Origin of the sequence: Pedobacter sp. ok626 (assembly GCF_900100435.1) — a bacterium.
Lineage (GTDB): Bacteria > Bacteroidota > Bacteroidia > Sphingobacteriales > Sphingobacteriaceae > Pedobacter.
The window spans coordinates 59937-76819 of the sequence record NZ_FNEX01000004.1; the positions used below are offsets into that span (position 1 = coordinate 59937).

At 39.1% G+C, this 16883-nt stretch carries 14 protein-coding genes and 1 tRNA gene; 14 read left to right on the forward strand and 1 reads right to left on the reverse strand.

Annotated elements, in window-relative coordinates; translation table 11 throughout:
* Window positions 1–129 precede the first annotated feature (129 nt).
* From BLS35_RS06690 to BLS35_RS06740, 11 genes are all read left to right on the forward strand, one after another.
* Window positions 130–2235 (forward strand): HEPN domain-containing protein, encoded by a 2106-nt coding sequence (locus tag BLS35_RS06690; RefSeq protein ID WP_090779101.1) that lies wholly within the window; start codon window positions 130–132, stop codon window positions 2233–2235.
* Window positions 2219–3004: a uroporphyrinogen-III C-methyltransferase gene (gene cobA, locus BLS35_RS06695; protein WP_090779103.1), complete on the forward strand. Its 786-nt coding sequence runs from the start codon at window positions 2219–2221 to the stop codon at window positions 3002–3004. The genes BLS35_RS06690 and cobA overlap by 17 nt, the downstream gene beginning before the upstream one ends.
* A 5-nt stretch (window positions 3005–3009) precedes the next feature.
* The gene (locus BLS35_RS06700; RefSeq protein ID WP_090779105.1) at window positions 3010–4479 is read left to right on the forward strand and encodes a TSUP family transporter; all 1470 of its coding nucleotides are present in this window, start codon (window positions 3010–3012) and stop codon (window positions 4477–4479) included.
* Between the two features lie 2 nt (window positions 4480–4481).
* Complete coding sequence (locus tag BLS35_RS06705) at window positions 4482–5186, forward strand: phosphoadenylyl-sulfate reductase (protein WP_090779106.1); 705 nt, start codon at window positions 4482–4484, stop codon at window positions 5184–5186.
* Between the two features lie 12 nt (window positions 5187–5198).
* On the forward strand, window positions 5199–6104 hold the full coding sequence (cysD, locus tag BLS35_RS06710; RefSeq protein ID WP_090779108.1) for a sulfate adenylyltransferase subunit CysD: 906 nt from the start codon (window positions 5199–5201) through the stop codon (window positions 6102–6104).
* Window positions 6104–7354 (forward strand): sulfate adenylyltransferase subunit 1, encoded by a 1251-nt coding sequence (locus BLS35_RS06715; RefSeq protein ID WP_090779110.1) that lies wholly within the window; start codon window positions 6104–6106, stop codon window positions 7352–7354. Before cysD ends, BLS35_RS06715 begins: the two co-directional genes overlap by 1 nt.
* Before the next feature lie 86 nt (window positions 7355–7440).
* Window positions 7441–8847 carry a glycogen synthase gene (locus BLS35_RS06720; RefSeq protein ID WP_090779112.1) on the forward strand — a complete coding sequence of 469 codons (1407 nt, stop codon included), beginning with the start codon at window positions 7441–7443 and terminating at the stop codon, window positions 8845–8847.
* A 67-nt stretch (window positions 8848–8914) separates the two neighbouring features.
* A complete protein-coding gene (locus BLS35_RS06725) occupies window positions 8915–10186 on the forward strand; it encodes a glucose-1-phosphate adenylyltransferase (RefSeq protein WP_090779115.1) in 1272 nt (423 codons plus the stop codon).
* Window positions 10186–10785, forward strand: a complete 600-nt coding sequence (locus BLS35_RS06730) for a CDP-alcohol phosphatidyltransferase family protein (RefSeq protein WP_090779117.1) — start codon at window positions 10186–10188, stop codon at window positions 10783–10785. The genes BLS35_RS06725 and BLS35_RS06730 overlap by 1 nt, the downstream gene beginning before the upstream one ends.
* A 104-nt stretch (window positions 10786–10889) precedes the next feature.
* A complete protein-coding gene (locus BLS35_RS06735) occupies window positions 10890–11687 on the forward strand; it encodes an ABC transporter substrate-binding protein (protein WP_090779119.1) in 798 nt (265 codons plus the stop codon).
* 165 nt (window positions 11688–11852) lie between these two features.
* Window positions 11853–11934 (forward strand) — tRNA-Leu (locus BLS35_RS06740).
* 108 nt (window positions 11935–12042) lie between these two features.
* Here BLS35_RS06740 and BLS35_RS06745 read toward each other — a convergent pair.
* Window positions 12043–12873 carry a hypothetical protein gene (locus tag BLS35_RS06745; protein WP_090779121.1) on the reverse strand — a complete coding sequence of 277 codons (831 nt, stop codon included), beginning with the start codon at window positions 12871–12873 and terminating at the stop codon, window positions 12043–12045.
* 480 nt (window positions 12874–13353) lie between these two features.
* On the opposite strand from BLS35_RS06745, the gene tig reads away from it, so the two are divergent.
* The 3 genes from tig (at window position 13354) to clpX (ending at window position 16853) form a co-directional block, all read left to right on the forward strand.
* Complete coding sequence (tig, locus tag BLS35_RS06750; protein ID WP_090779123.1) at window positions 13354–14700, forward strand: trigger factor; 1347 nt, start codon at window positions 13354–13356, stop codon at window positions 14698–14700.
* Between the two features lie 215 nt (window positions 14701–14915).
* Window positions 14916–15608, forward strand: a complete 693-nt coding sequence (gene clpP, locus BLS35_RS06755) for an ATP-dependent Clp endopeptidase proteolytic subunit ClpP (RefSeq protein WP_090779126.1) — start codon at window positions 14916–14918, stop codon at window positions 15606–15608.
* Window positions 15609–15611: 3 nt separating this feature from the next.
* Window positions 15612–16853, forward strand: a complete 1242-nt coding sequence (clpX, locus tag BLS35_RS06760) for an ATP-dependent Clp protease ATP-binding subunit ClpX (RefSeq protein WP_090779128.1) — start codon at window positions 15612–15614, stop codon at window positions 16851–16853.
* Window positions 16854–16883 lie beyond the last annotated feature (30 nt).

Here is a 16883-nt window from a genome sequence, read left to right on the forward strand (position 1 = left end):
ACTAACAACAGCACTATTTATCTGAACATGCAAGCATGTATTAGGTAAAATTATAGGCTGTTGAGACATGATATTGAAGCTTCTCCGGTCCCACAGACAGAGGAGCTTTTTTTAAATAAGACCAAAAGTATGCAAAGTTTTAGGACAGAGTTAGAGAACCCAATTGTCGAAAAAGACATTATTGATCTGGAAAGAAAGATCAGAGAATTTCGCGAAGGTAAAATCCACGATGAAAAATTTAGGAGTCTACGTCTAGCGCGTGGGGTTTATGGACAAAGACAGCCCGGTGTACAAATGGTGCGCATTAAATTGCCATTTGGAAAGGTGACGTTTAAACAATTACTTCGTATATCTGATGTATCTGATGAATATGCAAGCAGGAACCTACACCTTACCACACGTCAGGATATTCAGATTCACTACGTGAGTTTGGATAGGACACCACAACTTTGGGAAGAATTGCAACGCGATGATGTAACGATCCGCGAAGCTTGTGGAAATACTGTTCGTAACGTAACCTCATCTCCAGATGCTGGGATTAATCCGAACGAACCTTTCGATGTTTCGCCCTATGCGCATGCTTTCTTTACCTACTTCTTGCGTAATCCGATCTGCCAGGAAATGGGCAGAAAAATTAAGTTTTCTTTTTCTTCTGATGAAAGGGACACTGCATTTAGTTATATCCATGATCTTGGTTTTATTCCTAAAATCAATGAACAAGGAGAGCGCGGTTTTAAAGTCTTACTTGGTGGTGGTTTAGGCGCACAGCCTTTCCTGGCCGAGTTGGTGCATGAGTTTTTGCATGAAGATCAGATTATTCCATACGCTGAATCTGTTTTAAGGGTGTTTGATCGCTATGGTGAAAGAGCAAATAGAAATAAGGCGCGTTTAAAATATTTGGTTCAAAAACTTGGATTAGAAGAAGTACTAAGATTAATTGAAGAAGAACGTATAGCGAATAAAGTAAAGTCCTTTAAGATAGATCGTGATGCTGTTCCTCAACCGCAAATACCAGAACTGATTGATTATCCGGTTTTGGACGAGGTGGTTAATGCTATAGATTATAAACACTGGCGAGCAACAAATGTTGTTGCGCAAAAACAAGATGGTTTTTATGCTATATATATTAAAGTAACTAAAGGTGATATCCCAACTGAGCTTGCTCGTAAATTGGTTGATGCAATAAGCCCTTATGCTGCTGATGAGATTCGTGTTACTCAAAATCAGGGGCTAATGCTAAAGTTTGTGAGAGCAGCTGCATTGCCATCTTTATATGTAGCACTTAACGAGTTGGGTTTTGCAAAACCTGGTTTTGATGGTGTAGGTGATGTAACGACTTGCCCGGGTACAGATACTTGTAACTTAGGTATTTCTAACAGTATGTCGCTTTCTGTTGCTTTGGAAGATGTTATATATGAGGAATATCCAGAGTTGATTTATGATAAAGACATCAAAATAAAAATTAGCGGATGTATGAACTCATGCGGACAGCATGGTTTGGCTCATATCGGGTTTCACGGTAGTTCGGTAAAAGCTAATGGTAAGGTTGTACCTGCTGTACAAGTGATGCTTGGCGGTGGTACTATTGGAGATGGCGCCGGAAGAGTAGCTGAACGCGTAATTAAAGCACCATCTAAACGTGCCACTGATGTATTGAGGACCATCTTGAATGATTTTGCTGCCAATGCTGAAAAGGATGAATCGTTCCACCAGTATTACGATAGAAAGGGCAAAGATTATTTTTATCAAATGTTGAAGCCTTTGGCTGATTTGACCAATTTGAAAGATGAAGAATTCGTAGATTGGGGCCATGAAGGAATATTTATACCAGCCATTGGGGTGGGCGAATGTGCCGGAGTGGTGATAGATTTAGTCGCTACTTTACTACTTGAGGCAGAAGAGAAGTTGGATTGGGCAAAGGCTTCTTTTGAAGCGGAGGCTTGGTCTGATGCGATATACCATAGCTATGCGGTATTTGTGAGTGCTGCAAAAGCTTTGTTATTGGATAAAGGAGTGAACAGCAGTACGCAAATCGGTATCATCCGCGAGTTTGATAACCATTACGTAGCTACCGGAGAAGTGGAACTGGAAGGTTCATTTAACGACCTGGTACTACAAATCAATAAAAATGAACCTACTAAGGAATTTGCAACAGTTTACTTGAATACTGTTGATAAATTCTATAATCAAATGAAAGCTAAAAGAGAGGAGCAATTCAATGATCACTCAAATTAACAATAAAGAACCAAAAATAACACTTGTCGGTGCTGGTCCGGGTGATCCCGAATTAATTACCATGAAAGGTGCCAATGCCCTTAAAACAGCAGATGTTGTTTTATATGATGCATTGGTGAACGAAGGGGTTTTAGATTTCGCTAATCCCAATGCGATTAAGGTATATGTAGGTAAAAGATCAGGTGAACACTCGTATGGTCAGGATGCCATCAACAAGTTAATGGTGGATTATGCGCTTAACTATGGTCATGTAGTTCGTTTAAAAGGTGGAGACCCTTTTGTATTTGGCAGAGGATATGAAGAATTGGATTTTGCGGCAGGATATAGTATCCCGGTTTCGGTGATCCCTGGTTTATCAAGCTCTATTTCGGTACCCGGTTTACAACAAATTCCGGTAACACACCGAGGTTTAAGTGAAAGTTTTTGGGTAGTTACCGGAACTACTGCTTCGGGACAGATATCTAACGATTTGTACGAAGCTGCACGTTCAAAAGCCACTGTAGTAGTACTGATGGGATTGGGTAAGTTGAAAGAGATTGTTAAACTATTTCAAAATGAAGGCAAACATCAATTACCGGTTGCAGCGATACAAAGTGGCTCAACCGAAAATGAGAAGTTAGCAATTGGCATAGTGGATACTATTGTAGAATTGGTGGAAGAGAAAGGCATAAAAGCTCCGGCTTTACTTATTTTTGGTGAGGTAGTTTCCCTACATCCCTCATTTCAGCCCATCAAGGATTTTTATCAGGCACTTAAAGAAGAATTGTAGTTTTTATGGAGGGCAACCAGTTATTTCCTGTCTTCATTAAATTGAACTCCATACATACGCTGTTGGTGGGTGCGGGACCTGTGGGGCTCGAAAAACTAACGGCAATACTGGGTAATAGTCCTGATGCTAATGTAACTGTTATCGCTTTGGAGGTTTTACCTGAGGTGAAGCAGCTTGCAGAAAAGCATGAAAGGCTAAGCATTTTAACACGTGAATTTTATCCCTCAGACCTTGACGGTATTGACTTGGTTGTTGCAGCTACAAATAATGACGAGCTCAATCAGCAGATCAGGGAGGAAGCTGACCAAAGGAATTTACTTGTCAACTTTGCCGATAAGCCTGATCTATGTAATTTTTATTTGGGTTCCATTGTAAAAAAGGGGGATCTTAAAATAGCGATATCTACAAATGGGAAATCTCCTACCATTGCAAAAAGGTTAAAGGAGGTGCTAAATGATAGTTTACCAGAGGAAATAAATGATACGTTGCAAAATATGCAGGCCCTTAGGAATACGCTTAACGGAGATTTCGCCGCGAAAGTTAAAAAGCTAAATGCGGTAACTTCATCATTGGTTGATGGTAAAGGAGAAAGAGCCGCTAGAGCTAATTTGAAGTGGTTAGTCTGGTTGGCCATTGTATTTTCATTTGCCATCGTGGTCGCTGCTTTTTGGCATAAAGAACCGGAGTTTCAGACCTATATCGCCAACCTTAATCCAATGTTTTATTGGTTTTTAATTGGGGGCTTTATTTTCGCCATGATTGACGGTGCCATAGGGATGTCGTACGGCGTAACCAGTACTTCATTTTCATTGGCCATGGGGGTTCCTCCTGCTTCGGCTAGTATGGGAGTGCATTTGTCAGAGATTTTAAGTAATGGTATTGCCGGTTGGATGCATTATCGTTTTGGTAATGTAAACTGGAAGCTTTTTAAACTATTATTGATTCCGGGGATTATTGGTGCTGTAACAGGGGCTTATTTATTGTCCTCATTAGAACATTACAGCAATTATACCAAGCCAATTGTTTCATTATATACCTTAATACTGGGTTGTGTAATACTATCGAAAGCGTATCAGACCAACCGTAAAAAGTCGGCTCAAAATGGGAAAATAAAAAAGATCTCGTTATTGGGTTTGTTTGGTGGTTTTATTGATGCTGTTGGCGGTGGAGGCTGGGGTTCAATTGTACTGTCTAGCTTAATTGCAGGAGGCCGAAACGCCAGATTTTCTTTAGGGACGGTAAAGATTACCCGTTTTTTTATTGCATTAATGAGCTCGCTAACCTTTATCACCATGTTAAATGGCGCGCATTGGGAAGCTGTTGCAGGTTTGGTTATTGGAAGTGCATTGGCATCGCCAATTGCGGCAAAGGTTTCTAATAAGATATCAGCTAAGACCATTATGGTTTCAGTTGGGATACTTGTGATTTTAGTGAGCCTGCGCAGTATCATCAATTTTATTCTAAAATTAGTTTAATCATGAAGGAAAAATTAGCAGAAATAGCCGAAAAAATTAAGGGTCTTGATCCGGTAGCTGCCTTGCAGTTTTTTGCAGATCAATATCCTGGAAAGATTGTTTTTTCTACAAGTTTTGGATGGGAAGATCAGGTGATTACGCATATGATTTTTGCCAATAACATCCCCATTGAAGTTTTTACATTGGAAACGGGTAGGCTATTCCCGGAAACATACTATGTGTGGAACCGCACTTTAGAAATTTATAATAAACCCATTAAAGCCTATTTTCCTGATACTGAAGCTGTACAGGCAATGGTAAATAAAAAGGGGCCAAGTAGCTTTTATGAGTCTGTAGAGAACAGAAAGGAATGCTGCGGGATTCGCAAGTTAGAGCCTTTAAGAAGAGCGCTAAAAGGAAATGACTTATGGGTAACCGGAATCAGGTCAGAACAATCTGTAAACAGACACGATATGTCGAACCTGGAATGGGACGAGCAAAATCAGCTGATCAAATTTCATCCGATCTTTTTCTGGTCGCTGGATGAAGTGAAGGCATATATAAAAACAAATAATATTGTTTACAATACCTTACATGATAAGGGATTCCCAAGTATAGGTTGTGCACCTTGTACAAGGGCGGTTAGTGAGGGAGAAGATTTTAGAGCCGGCCGTTGGTGGTGGGAAGATCAATCAAAAAAAGAATGTGGTTTGCATGCCACAACGTAATTGCAACAGGATATGAGTAAGTATAATTTAGATTATTTAGACGAATTAGAGGCCGAGGCTATTCACATATTACGTGAGGTTGCAGGGCAATTTGAAAAACCGGCTTTACTGTTTTCAGGGGGTAAGGATTCTATTACATTGGTGCGCTTAGCTGAAAAAGCTTTCCGACCGGGTAAATTTCCTTTTCCACTTGTACACATTGATACTGGGCATAACTTCGAGGAAACCATTACTTACCGTGATGAGATGGTGCAACGATTGGGCGAAAAACTAATTGTAGGTAGCGTTCAGGAGTCCATTGATCAGGGAAAGGTGGTGGAGCAAACAGGTAAAAATGCCAGCAGAAATGCTTTGCAAACTGTTACCCTTTTAGATACCATCGCGCTGCACGGTTTTGATGCCTGTATTGGTGGTGCCAGGAGAGATGAAGAAAAAGCGCGTGCTAAGGAACGTATTTTTTCGGTAAGAGATGAGTTTGGTCAGTGGGATCCTAAGCGTCAGCGTCCAGAGTTATGGAACATTTACAATGGTCGGATCCATAAAGGCGAAAACGTACGGGTATTTCCGATCAGTAACTGGACAGAGCTTGATGTCTGGAACTATATCAAAAGAGAAAATATAAGCTTGCCTTCGATCTATTTTGCTCATTACAGAGATGTGATTACCCGTAATGGGCAGTTAATGGCGGCTTCTCCATTTTTAAATATGGACGAAGAGGACGTTGTTGAACATAAAAAAGTAAGGTTCCGTACAGTTGGTGATATGAGCTGTACTGCTGCGGTTGAATCTGATGCTGATCAGATCGATATAATTATTGAAGAAATCAGCGCATCAAAAATTAGTGAACGAGGTGCCCGCATGGACGATAAAGTTTCGGAAGCTGCTATGGAAGACCGCAAAAAGGGAGGATACTTTTAATGAATATACTTAAATTTTTTACAGCCGGTAGTGTTGATGATGGTAAGAGCACGCTTATTGGAAGGTTGTTATACGATACGGATTCCATCCTTGCAGATCAATTAGAAGCTTTACAGCAATCTAACCGTAAAAATGATGACGGAACAATTGACCTGGCCATTTTAACGGATGGTTTAAGGGCAGAACGTGAGCAGGGAATCACCATTGATGTAGCTTACAAATATTTTCAGACGGATAAACGTAAATTTATTATTGCTGACACCCCGGGGCACATTCAGTACACCCGTAACATGGTTACCGGAGCATCTACAGCCAAATTGGCTATCATTTTAATTGATGCCAGAAATGGTGTAGTTGAGCAAACTATCCGCCATTCGTATTTGGTGTCCTTATTGGGGATTGAGCATGTAGTGGTGTGTTTAAATAAAATGGATATGGTGGGATACAGCGAAACCGTATTCACAGCGATTACTGATAAGTATAAAACGTTGGCAGCTCAATTGAATTTAAAGGATGTGAATTTTATTCCTGTAAGTGCTTTAAAAGGTGATAATGTGGTAAATGAATCCGAAAATATGGCTTGGTACCATGGTCGTAGTTTATTACATTTTCTGGAAACCGTTGATGTAGAAACGGGGGCAGAGTCTGATCTTGCACGTATGCCTGTACAATGGGTTGTAAGGCCACAGACAGATGAGCTGCATGATTACAGAGGTTATGCTGGTCGTATTTTAAGTGGCGAATTTAATGTAAATGATAAGGTGACCGTTTTGCCATCTGGAAGCAGCTCCGTGATCGAAAGAATAGAAATATTTGATCAGCAACCTGCCACTGCATTTGCGGGACAGTCGGTAACGCTTCATTTGAAAGATAATATAGATATCAGTAGGGGCGATGTATTGGTTAATTCTGACCATCTACCACAAAACTCTAAACTGATAGAAGCTGATGTTTGCTGGATGGATGCTCGACCACTTGATGACAGCATTACTTATCTGTTGCAGCACAATAGCAAAATAACGAAATGTAAAATCTCTGAAATTGTTTACAAAGTGGATATTAATACGCTGGAAAAACAAGAAGCGCATGATTTTAAATTGAATGATATTGGACGAATCGTTCTGAAAACAGCAGATGAACTTGCATTTGATTTGTATACAGATAATAAAGCGAATGGTGCGGCCATTTTGATTGATAGCAGAACCAATTTAACAGCTGCAGCATTGATGTTTAGGGCTATAGCGGATTAAATTATATTTAAATAATTTATTTACGTTAAATATTTGCATTCGTTATTGTAATCGCTATTTTGAGGTGATTTTTAAAGCCTCGAATTATGGAGATTATACACCTTAGTGCAGAATGTTATCCTATAGCTAAAGTTGGTGGTTTAGGTGACGTTGTGGGTGCCTTGCCAAAGTATCAAAACAAGCTTGGGCATGTTGCTAAGGTAGTAATGCCTGCATATCAAAACAAGTTTATACAAGAGAATGAATTTGAGGTAGTTTATGATGGCTGGGGTAAACTCGGCTTTCATAACTTTACCGTAAAGATATTTAGGGAGAAGACCAATAAATTGGGCTTTGACCTATATCTTGTTCACATTGCCGGCCTATTGGACAGGGAGATGGTGTACGGGTACGACGATGATACGGAACGTTTTCTGGCTTATCAGATCGCTGTGCTCGATTGGATGGCCCAATGGGAACATCGTCCTGATGTAATCCATTGCCATGACCATCATACCGGATTGGTACCCTTTATGGTTGCTTATTGTCATCAGTTTAAAAGTTTAAGCCATATTCCTACCGTTTTAACCATTCACAATGCTCAATATCAGGGGCAGTTTGGTTGGGATAAGCTCCATTATATTCCGACTTTTGATTTGTGGAAATCTGGTCAGTTGGATTGGAAGGGGGCTATTAATCCATTAGCTGCGGCCATTAAATGTGCATGGCGGGTTACAACAGTTTCTCCGAGCTATTTGGATGAGATCAGCTTTAAAGCAAACGGACTGGAAGATTTGCTTGCCCAGGAGCGTAGTAAGTCCTTCGGTATCCTTAATGGAATTGACAATGAAGTCTGGAATCCGCAGACGGATCCCATGCTGGAGAAAAAATTTACCCTACGTACCGTAGACGCCGGAAAGCAGGCAAATAAAGAAGCGCTTTGTAAGGTTTTTAATCTCGATCCGGAAAAACCATTGTTTACTTTTATTGGTCGGTTGGTGGGTGAAAAGGGTGCTGATTTGCTGCCTGATATATTTTATAACGCTTTAATCACTCATAACGGAGAAATAAATGTATTGGTACTTGGATCTGGTGACCCGCAGGTAGAAGGTCGGTTATGGCAATTGAAAGAAGCCTTCCCGGGAAATTACAATGTTTACATTGGATATAATGAACATTTGTCGCACCAGATTTATGCAGGGGCAGATTTTCTGCTGATGCCAAGTAGGGTAGAGCCCTGTGGTTTAAATCAGATGTATGCTTTAAGGTATGGAACGATTCCTATTGTGAGGAGAGTTGGCGGACTAAAAGATACCGTGATTGATATTGGAGATGGTGGTTTTGGTATTTGTCATGATCAGAGCAGTGTTTGGGATGTGGGACATGCTATAGGCCGGGCATATGATTTATATCAGAATGCAAAAGAGGTAAAAGAAATACGTAAGTTTATAATGCAGCTGGATCATTCATGGGATAAGGCAGCGCAACAATATATAGATCTATACCAAATATAAAATGAAACCATCATGGCTACATGATAGCTTCATCACGAAAACGAATATATAAACTAGATGAAAAACTATGACTGACAATGTATTGGGGGTAATCCTTGGCGGCGGTCAAGGTTCAAGGCTGGCGCCATTAACGCAAACCCGCTCTAAACCAGCGGTACCAATAGGGGGGAAATATCGGTTGGTAGACATTCCAATCTCTAACTGCCTAAATTCTGGCATACACAGGATGTTTGTCTTAACGCAATTCAATTCTGCATCATTAAACAAACACATTAAAAACACTTATCATTTTAGCCATTTTAGTTCGGCATTTGTTGATATTCTTGCTGCTGAGCAAACGCCTGATAATCCAACCTGGTTTCAGGGAACAGCAGATGCGGTTAGACAAACTATGCATCATTTGCTGAATCATGAGTTTGAGTATGCATTGATTTTATCTGGTGATCAGTTGTATCAGATGGATTTCAATAAAATGGTGCAGGAGCATGCTAGTAAAGGTGCAGAAGTAAGTATTGCTACAATTCCGGTAACTGCAAAAGATGCTACGGATTTTGGGATATTAAAGGTTAATGAGGATAGTTTTATTACCTCTTTTATAGAAAAGCCTGCTGCTGAATTGCTGCCGGACTGGTCGTCTGATACTGGTGCAGAAATGCAGGCAGAGGGGCGCGATTATTTGGCTTCAATGGGTATTTATATTTTCAACAGGGATTTGCTGGTTAAAATCCTGTTAGATAACCCTGATGAGAAGGATTTTGGTAAAGAAATTATCCCAAGGGCAATGGCATATAATAAAGTATTGAGTTTTCAGTACGAAGGCTATTGGACGGACATAGGGACAATTGCTTCCTTTTTTGAAGCCAATCTGGGACTGACTGATGATATCCCTAAATTTGACTTGTTTAATAGCCACCAAAGTATATTTACAAGGCCAAGGATGTTGCCACCTTCAAAAATATTAGGCACAACATTAAATAAGGCCGTAATTGCTGAGGGTTGCATTTTACAAGCTAAAGAGATTAAACACGCCGTGATTGGGATCCGCTCAAGAATAGGGGTAGATACAGTAATTGAGAATGCTTATGTCATGGGTAGCGATCGGTACCAGACTTTGCAGGAAATTGAAGAGGAGAAAGAGAAGCAAAAACCTTTGATCGGAATAGGTGAAAGATGCAGGATTATAAATGTCTTGGTTGATAAGAATTGCAGGATCGGAAATGATGTGCAAATTATTGGGGGCGACCATTTGCCTGATGGCGACCATCCATTGTATACCGTAAAGGATGGTATAGTTGTGGTTAAAAAGGGCGCTGTTATTCCAAATGGAACGGTGATTTGATGAGTATACCCTATCTGTTAATATTATTCAGGTTATTATTGGCACCTGTAATATTGGGCTTAGGCTTTTATTGGGGATCAGAAAGTCGTTTTCTGATCCTCATTTTAATGTATCTGGGGTTGATATCTGATATTTTTGATGGTATAATCGCAAGAAAGCAAGGGTTGTCTACTGAAAAGATGCGCCGATTAGACAGTCAGACTGACTTAATATTCTGGATTGCTGTAGCTATTAGCTGTTATTTAATTTATCCTGAAGCGATATCTGACAAAATATATGGAGTTGTTCTGCTGATCATTATGGAAGCGGTTTGTTATATGACCAGTATTATAAAGTTTGGAAAGGAAACCTGTACCCATGCCTTTGTTTCAAAAATGTGGGGACTTACATTGCTGGCAGCATTTACTTCCCTGCTTGCTTTTGGATATGGTGGCTGGTCGTTAAATGTAACCATCATAGTGGGCCTGATTTCTCATATAGATGTACTGCTTATCATTTTACTTTTGCCGAAGTGGACACACGATGTTCCAAGCTTTTATCATGCTTATTTGATCAGGAATGGACGTAGCTTTAAGAAAAGTAAATATTTGAACAGCTAATCCGATAAACGCTTATCGGATAAAGAAGTTTCCACACCCGTGCGGAAAAATAGGCGATTTAAAGCGGGTTAAAAATGTAGCTGGAGAGTGCTTATATTTGTATTATGCAACGCAGTTTTACAGATCAGTTGGGTAATACCATTCAATTTAATTATCCGCCCAAAAGGATTGTTTCCTTAGTTCCATCTCAAACAGAGTTATTATTTGATTTAGGTTTGGATAAGGAGGTGGTTGGTTTGACTAAATTTTGCATTCATCCTGTAGGGAAATTTGCAGAACGCACAAAAGTAGGGGGGACTAAGAAATTAAATATTGAACTGATCCGCAGTTTAAAGCCAGATTTGATCATTGGAAACAAAGAAGAGAATACGCAAGCTCAGATAGAGGAGCTGATGGAAGAGTTTCCGGTTTGGATGAGTGATATTTATAATTTGGAAGACGCTAAAAGTACAATAAATCAAATAGGAGCGTTAGTTGATCGACAGCCTGAGGCCGCATATTTAAATCATTTAATCAATGCAGGATTTAGTGATTTACAGACATTAGCACTACAGCAAGGAATTGATAAAAAGGTAGCTTATTTGATATGGAAGGATCCTTACATGCTGGCAGGGAGGAATACTTTTATTGATGATATTTTGACTTTAAACGGATTGCAAAATGTGATTAAGCAAAGTCGATATCCTGAATTAGAGTTAAAAGAGCTCGTGATTTTAAAACCGGACCTGGTTTTTCTTTCTTCGGAGCCTTATCCTTTTAAAGAAAAGCATCTGCAAGAAATTAGAGCTTTGATTCCCGATGCCAAGGTAATGCTTGTTGATGGCGAAATGTTTTCCTGGTATGGAAGTAGGCTAGTTAAAGCCGTTCAATATCTGTTTCAATTGCAAAAAGAATTATTGTAAAAATGGCTTCATAGCCTGCGTGTACTAAAAGCTGGAAAATAAAATTAAAAATATTTTTCCTGTAAACCAGTTGGTTAACTAAAGCTGTTGAATATAATTCAGAAATCTTTTTGACTTATAAAAATAATATCTACATTTGCAATCCCGAAAGGGGACATCCTAACTGCGGAAGTGGCGTAATTGGTAGCCGCACCAGACTTAGGATCTGGCGCTTCACGGCGTGGGGGTTCGAGTCCCTTCTTCCGCACAATGACTAAAGACAGCCCGAAAAGCTGTCTTTTTTCTTTATGGGTATTTTTTAGCGGCTGGTCGGGCTGGGGAGAAAATTTGGTCTTGATCCTGAATTTAGTACAGCTTACTGATCAGGTGTCTTTTTTTTCTTCTTATTTAACTTCTTTCGTTTCTTTTTTTCGTTAAATACCATTGTACTCCATGTTTCCTGGATTTCGATTTCTCCCGGACAAAATGCTGCTTTTAATACCGCTGACGGGCTTAGGTCTTTATTGTTAATCACCTCTTTACCGGCGAATGTTTTTTCCAAATAATATAAGCCCAGGGTAATTACAGACAGCGCACCGGGAGCCCCTTTAAAATTCAATTGTTGTGCAGGAACTGTAAAGGGCTGGTGGTTGAGCTCAATTTCAAAGGACTGTATTTCCTGAGTTTCATATCTGTCATTGTTGAGGTCAAATAACGTTACGCAAAAAGCAACGATGCAATATCTGGCCTTTGTCGGAAATTTTAAATCTTTGGGAATCTGCATCTCCGGCAGCTCTATGGTTACCTGTTGTTCGGAAAGGCTGACCATGGGTTGCGCAAATAAATAGTTTTTTACCGGCGATTCGGCGTGAAATTCAAAACCATTGAGACGGCTAAAGTAATCCTGACTGAAGTCGAAGACGTTATCTTTACCCGTAGAAGCTTTCTGGAGAATCTGATTGCATTCGCCGGTAAACCTTGAGATCATTCCCCCGTCCTTGAAACGTATAATGTTATCTGCACTAGCTCTTAAGTAAAATGCCAATGTACTTGCGCGTCCAAAAACAAAAGCCGCATCAAATGTTGCCTGTGTCATGTCTATTTGTTCCTTTTTAGACTTGCCTTGTACAATTTGTTTTTTGCCTTGTTTTCTAAATATAACATTCCCGGCAGCTCCGCGAATGAATTTACCATCAATTGTGGCCATAATGTTAATGAGTTAAGCGTGTGAATATAATAGGTTCGGTGTCGTCTCGATATAACTACATATCAAATCTATATAATATTCATATTAAATCCAAGTATTTATATAAAAATATGGAGTTGACATGGACTTAACATGGACTTAGTATGGAGTCACTATTAGTAATGATGCCGAAAATCAACCGACTTCCTTAAATCTCCATTGCGGATTGCAAGGGAATGTAGATGAATAGAGGTGTATTCGTGTGCAGGAGCCTCAATCTTGTGAAGAGGTATCTTATATGCATTTGGAGCACTGAAGATCAGGCGATGTGCCGGCATAATATTTTAAATTATAGGCTTTGAAATCAACAAAAAAGCATATATTTGCGCCCTCGAAAGGGAGATTTGAGCGGTAGATTGGATTTGATCTTCCGCAGTAAACTTCCTCCGCAACCCGGGGGATTTTTTGTATATAGACATTAATAATTATTGATTCAGAAAGATGAACATTACACAGGAAAAAATTAACGACTTAAACGCGGTTGTAAAAATTAAGATTGCGCCTGAAGATTATACTGAAAAAGTTGATAAAGCTATAAAAGAACAAGCTAAAAAAGCGACGCTTCCAGGTTTCCGTAAAGGAATGGTTCCTGCAGCCCACATCAAAAAGATGTACGGCAGAAGCATTCTTGTAGAAGAAATCAATAATTTGTTAAGTGAGACGTTAAACAAACACCTTACAGACAATAAAGTAGAAATTCTTGGTCAACCTTTACCTGTAATGGATGATTCTAAAGAATTCAAATGGGATAACACAGACGAGTTTGAATTTGATTATGAATTAGGACTTGCTCCGGCAATTGATGTAACCATCACTTCTAAGGATAAGTTTACTCAATATAACGTTAAAGCTGATGCTGAAACGCTTGCTGCACGTATCAAAAATATCCGCAGAAGCTATGGCAAAATGACAAACCCGGAAGTTTCGGCAGAAGATGATGTCCTTTATGCAGAATTAGTACAACTTTCGGCAGATGGTTCAGTTTTTGAAGGTGGAATTACACAGACAGGATCTATTCGTTTAGATCAGGTTACAGATAAAAAGATTTTAAAATCTTTAATCGGTTTAAAAAAGGATGATGTTGTAGAACTTGATGTTCAGAAAGCTTTTGATAAAAATGAGGTGATCATTGCCAAATTATTAAACATCAGCGAAGAAGATGCTAAAGATTTACAATCGAAATTCCAGGTAACGGTTAAAAATGTAAACCGTTTAGAGGAAGCTGATTTAAACCAGGAGTTCTTTGATAAAATATTTGGTGAAGGTATAGTGACTGACGAGGCTGGTTTTACCGCTAAAATCACTGAGGAAATTGAAAGTATGTTTAAACAGGATGCTGATCGCAAACTGCAAAACGACATCTACACTAAACTGATTGAAAGTGTAAATATTGAATTACCTGATGCGTTTTTACGTAAGTGGTTAAAAGCTACTAACGAAAAATTAACCGAAGAGGAATTGGCTGAAGGTTATGATGATTTTGCTAAAAACCTGAAATGGACTTTAATCGAGAATAAATTGATTAAAGACAATAGCATCGAAATTAAATATGAAGATGTATTTCAGACAGCTAAACAACGTTTAGATGCCCAATTCAGAATGTATAGCCCAAGTCCAATGCCTGAAGATCAATTGGCACAGTATACGGCTACTTTCTTGAAAGAGAAAGACAATGCAAACCGTATCTTTGATGAGGTGAAAGCGCTTAAAGTTTTCGAATACATTCAGTCAGTTGCTACTTTAGAACAAAAAGAAATAGCTTATAATAAATTTATAGAGTTAAAATAAGCACCGTTTTTAACGGTAAAGTTTTAATTTTTAATAGAATAACAGATAAGGCGGCTTTATTTAAGGCCGCCTTATTTATATAAAAGGGATTCAAATTTTACAATACCACAATAAATTACCAATTTAGTTTTATTAGTATTGGAGAATAAAAAAATACAGGATGGAGTTTTCCTATAAAAGAAACTACATTTTGATTAACATAACAATTACAAATCATGAAGATAGATAAAGACGAATTTAGAAAATACGCAGTTAAACATCACCGCATTAATGGTTTAAATGTTGATCGTTATATTGGTGCAACCAACAATTCACCAAAAAGCATGACTCCTTATATTATTGAGGAACGTCAGCTGAATGTTGCTCAAATGGACGTGTTCTCGCGTTTGATGATGGATCGTATCATCTTTTTAGGTGATGCCATTTATGATGGAAATGCAAATATTATTCAGGCACAATTGTTGTTTTTACAATCAACGGATAACAATAGAGATATCCAGATTTATATCAACTCACCTGGCGGTTCGGTATATGCAGGTTTAGGTATTTATGATACCATGCAGTATATCACACCGGATGTGGCTACTATCTGTACAGGTATGGCGGCATCTATGGGTGCAGTACTATTGGTTGCTGGTGCTAAAGGAAAACGTGCAGCATTGCCTCACTCACGTGTGATGATTCACCAACCTTCGGGTGGCGCACAAGGTGTTGCTTCGGATATGGAGATCAACCTGAGAGAGATGCTTAAATTGAAAAAAGAGTTATACGATATTATAGCAACCCATTCTGGGCAATCGTATGAGTGGGTAGAAAAGGCTTCAGACCGTGATTACTGGATGAAAGCTGACGAAGCAAAAGGCTTCGGAATGATTGATGAAGTGCTAGGTGCTAGCAACAAAGACTAAAAAATGGCAAAACAAAGTAAAGAATCTCGTTGTTCTTTTTGTGGTTCAGGTAAGCAGGATACTTTAATGCTTATTGAGGGACTGGATGCGTTTATCTGCGATAAATGTGTAACCCAGGCCAATCAGCTACTGGTACAAGAACTAGGGAATAAAAAATCGAAACCTTTAGATACTTCGATTACATTATTGAAGCCACAGGAAATTAAGGCACATATTGATCAATATGTTATTGGTCAGGATGATGCTAAAAAAGTACTTGCGGTAGCAGTGTATAATCACTATAAAAGGTTAGGTCAGAAGGTTGATAAAGGAGATGAAGTAGAGATCGAAAAGTCTAACATCATGCTTGTAGGTGAAACCGGTACCGGTAAAACCTTATTGGCAAAAACTATAGCTAAGATATTGCATGTGCCTTTTTGCATTTGCGATGCAACAGTACTTACTGAGGCGGGCTATGTTGGTGAAGATGTGGAGAGTATTCTAACCCGTTTACTACAAGCTGCTGATTATGATGTGGCTTCTGCAGAACGTGGAATTGTATACATTGATGAAGTAGATAAGGTTGCACGTAAAAGTGATAATCCTTCTATTACTCGTGATGTGTCAGGAGAAGGCGTACAACAGGCTCTGTTGAAGATTTTAGAGGGTACCGTAGTTAATGTTCCACCTCAAGGTGGTCGTAAACACCCAGATCAGAAAATGATCCCTGTGAACACCAATAATATCTTATTTATTTGTGGTGGTGCATTTGATGGTATTGAACGTAAAATTGCCAACAGATTGCGTACCCAGGCAGTAGGGTATAAGGTTAAAAAAGATGATGCTGAGCTTGATCTTAAAAACTTGTACAAGTACATTACACCTCAGGATTTGAAATCATTTGGTTTAATACCTGAGTTAATTGGTCGTGTGCCTGTTTTAACACACCTTAATCCATTGGATAAACAAGCTTTGCGCAATATTCTTACTGAACCTAAGAACTCTTTGTTCCGTCAGTATGTAAAATTGTTTGAACTGGAGAATGTGAAACTTTCATTTGATAATGATGTTTTAGATTTTATAGTTGATAAAGCTATGGAATATAAACTAGGTGCAAGGGGACTACGTTCCATTTGCGAAGCCATTATGTTGGATGCCATGTTTGATATCCCTTCGGATACGAGTGTCAAGGAATTGAACATTACACTCGATTATGCGGTGGAGAAATTTGAGAAGGCCGACTTTAAAAAGTTAAAAGCTGCTTAGAAATTTAATCCCCGGTTTACCGGGGATTTT

Excerpts from the sequence above, each read along its gene's own strand:
- BLS35_RS06690 (WP_090779101.1), top strand. The coding sequence starts at position 130 with ATGCAAAGTTTTAGGACAGAGTTAGAGAACCCAATTGTCGAAAAAGAC.
- cobA (WP_090779103.1), top strand. The coding sequence starts at position 2,219 with ATGATCACTCAAATTAACAATAAAGAACCAAAAATAACACTTGTCGGT.
- BLS35_RS06700 (WP_090779105.1), top strand. The coding sequence starts at position 3,010 with ATGGAGGGCAACCAGTTATTTCCTGTCTTCATTAAATTGAACTCCATA.
- BLS35_RS06705 (WP_090779106.1), top strand. The coding sequence starts at position 4,482 with ATGAAGGAAAAATTAGCAGAAATAGCCGAAAAAATTAAGGGTCTTGAT.
- cysD (WP_090779108.1), top strand. The coding sequence starts at position 5,199 with ATGAGTAAGTATAATTTAGATTATTTAGACGAATTAGAGGCCGAGGCT.
- BLS35_RS06715 (WP_090779110.1), top strand. The coding sequence starts at position 6,104 with ATGAATATACTTAAATTTTTTACAGCCGGTAGTGTTGATGATGGTAAG.
- BLS35_RS06720 (WP_090779112.1), top strand. The coding sequence starts at position 7,441 with ATGGAGATTATACACCTTAGTGCAGAATGTTATCCTATAGCTAAAGTT.
- BLS35_RS06725 (WP_090779115.1), top strand. The coding sequence starts at position 8,915 with ATGACTGACAATGTATTGGGGGTAATCCTTGGCGGCGGTCAAGGTTCA.
- BLS35_RS06730 (WP_090779117.1), top strand. The coding sequence starts at position 10,186 with ATGAGTATACCCTATCTGTTAATATTATTCAGGTTATTATTGGCACCT.
- BLS35_RS06735 (WP_090779119.1), top strand. The coding sequence starts at position 10,890 with ATGCAACGCAGTTTTACAGATCAGTTGGGTAATACCATTCAATTTAAT.
- BLS35_RS06745 (WP_090779121.1), bottom strand. The coding sequence starts at position 12,873 with ATGGCCACAATTGATGGTAAATTCATTCGCGGAGCTGCCGGGAATGTT.
- tig (WP_090779123.1), top strand. The coding sequence starts at position 13,354 with ATGAACATTACACAGGAAAAAATTAACGACTTAAACGCGGTTGTAAAA.
- clpP (WP_090779126.1), top strand. The coding sequence starts at position 14,916 with ATGAAGATAGATAAAGACGAATTTAGAAAATACGCAGTTAAACATCAC.
- clpX (WP_090779128.1), top strand. The coding sequence starts at position 15,612 with ATGGCAAAACAAAGTAAAGAATCTCGTTGTTCTTTTTGTGGTTCAGGT.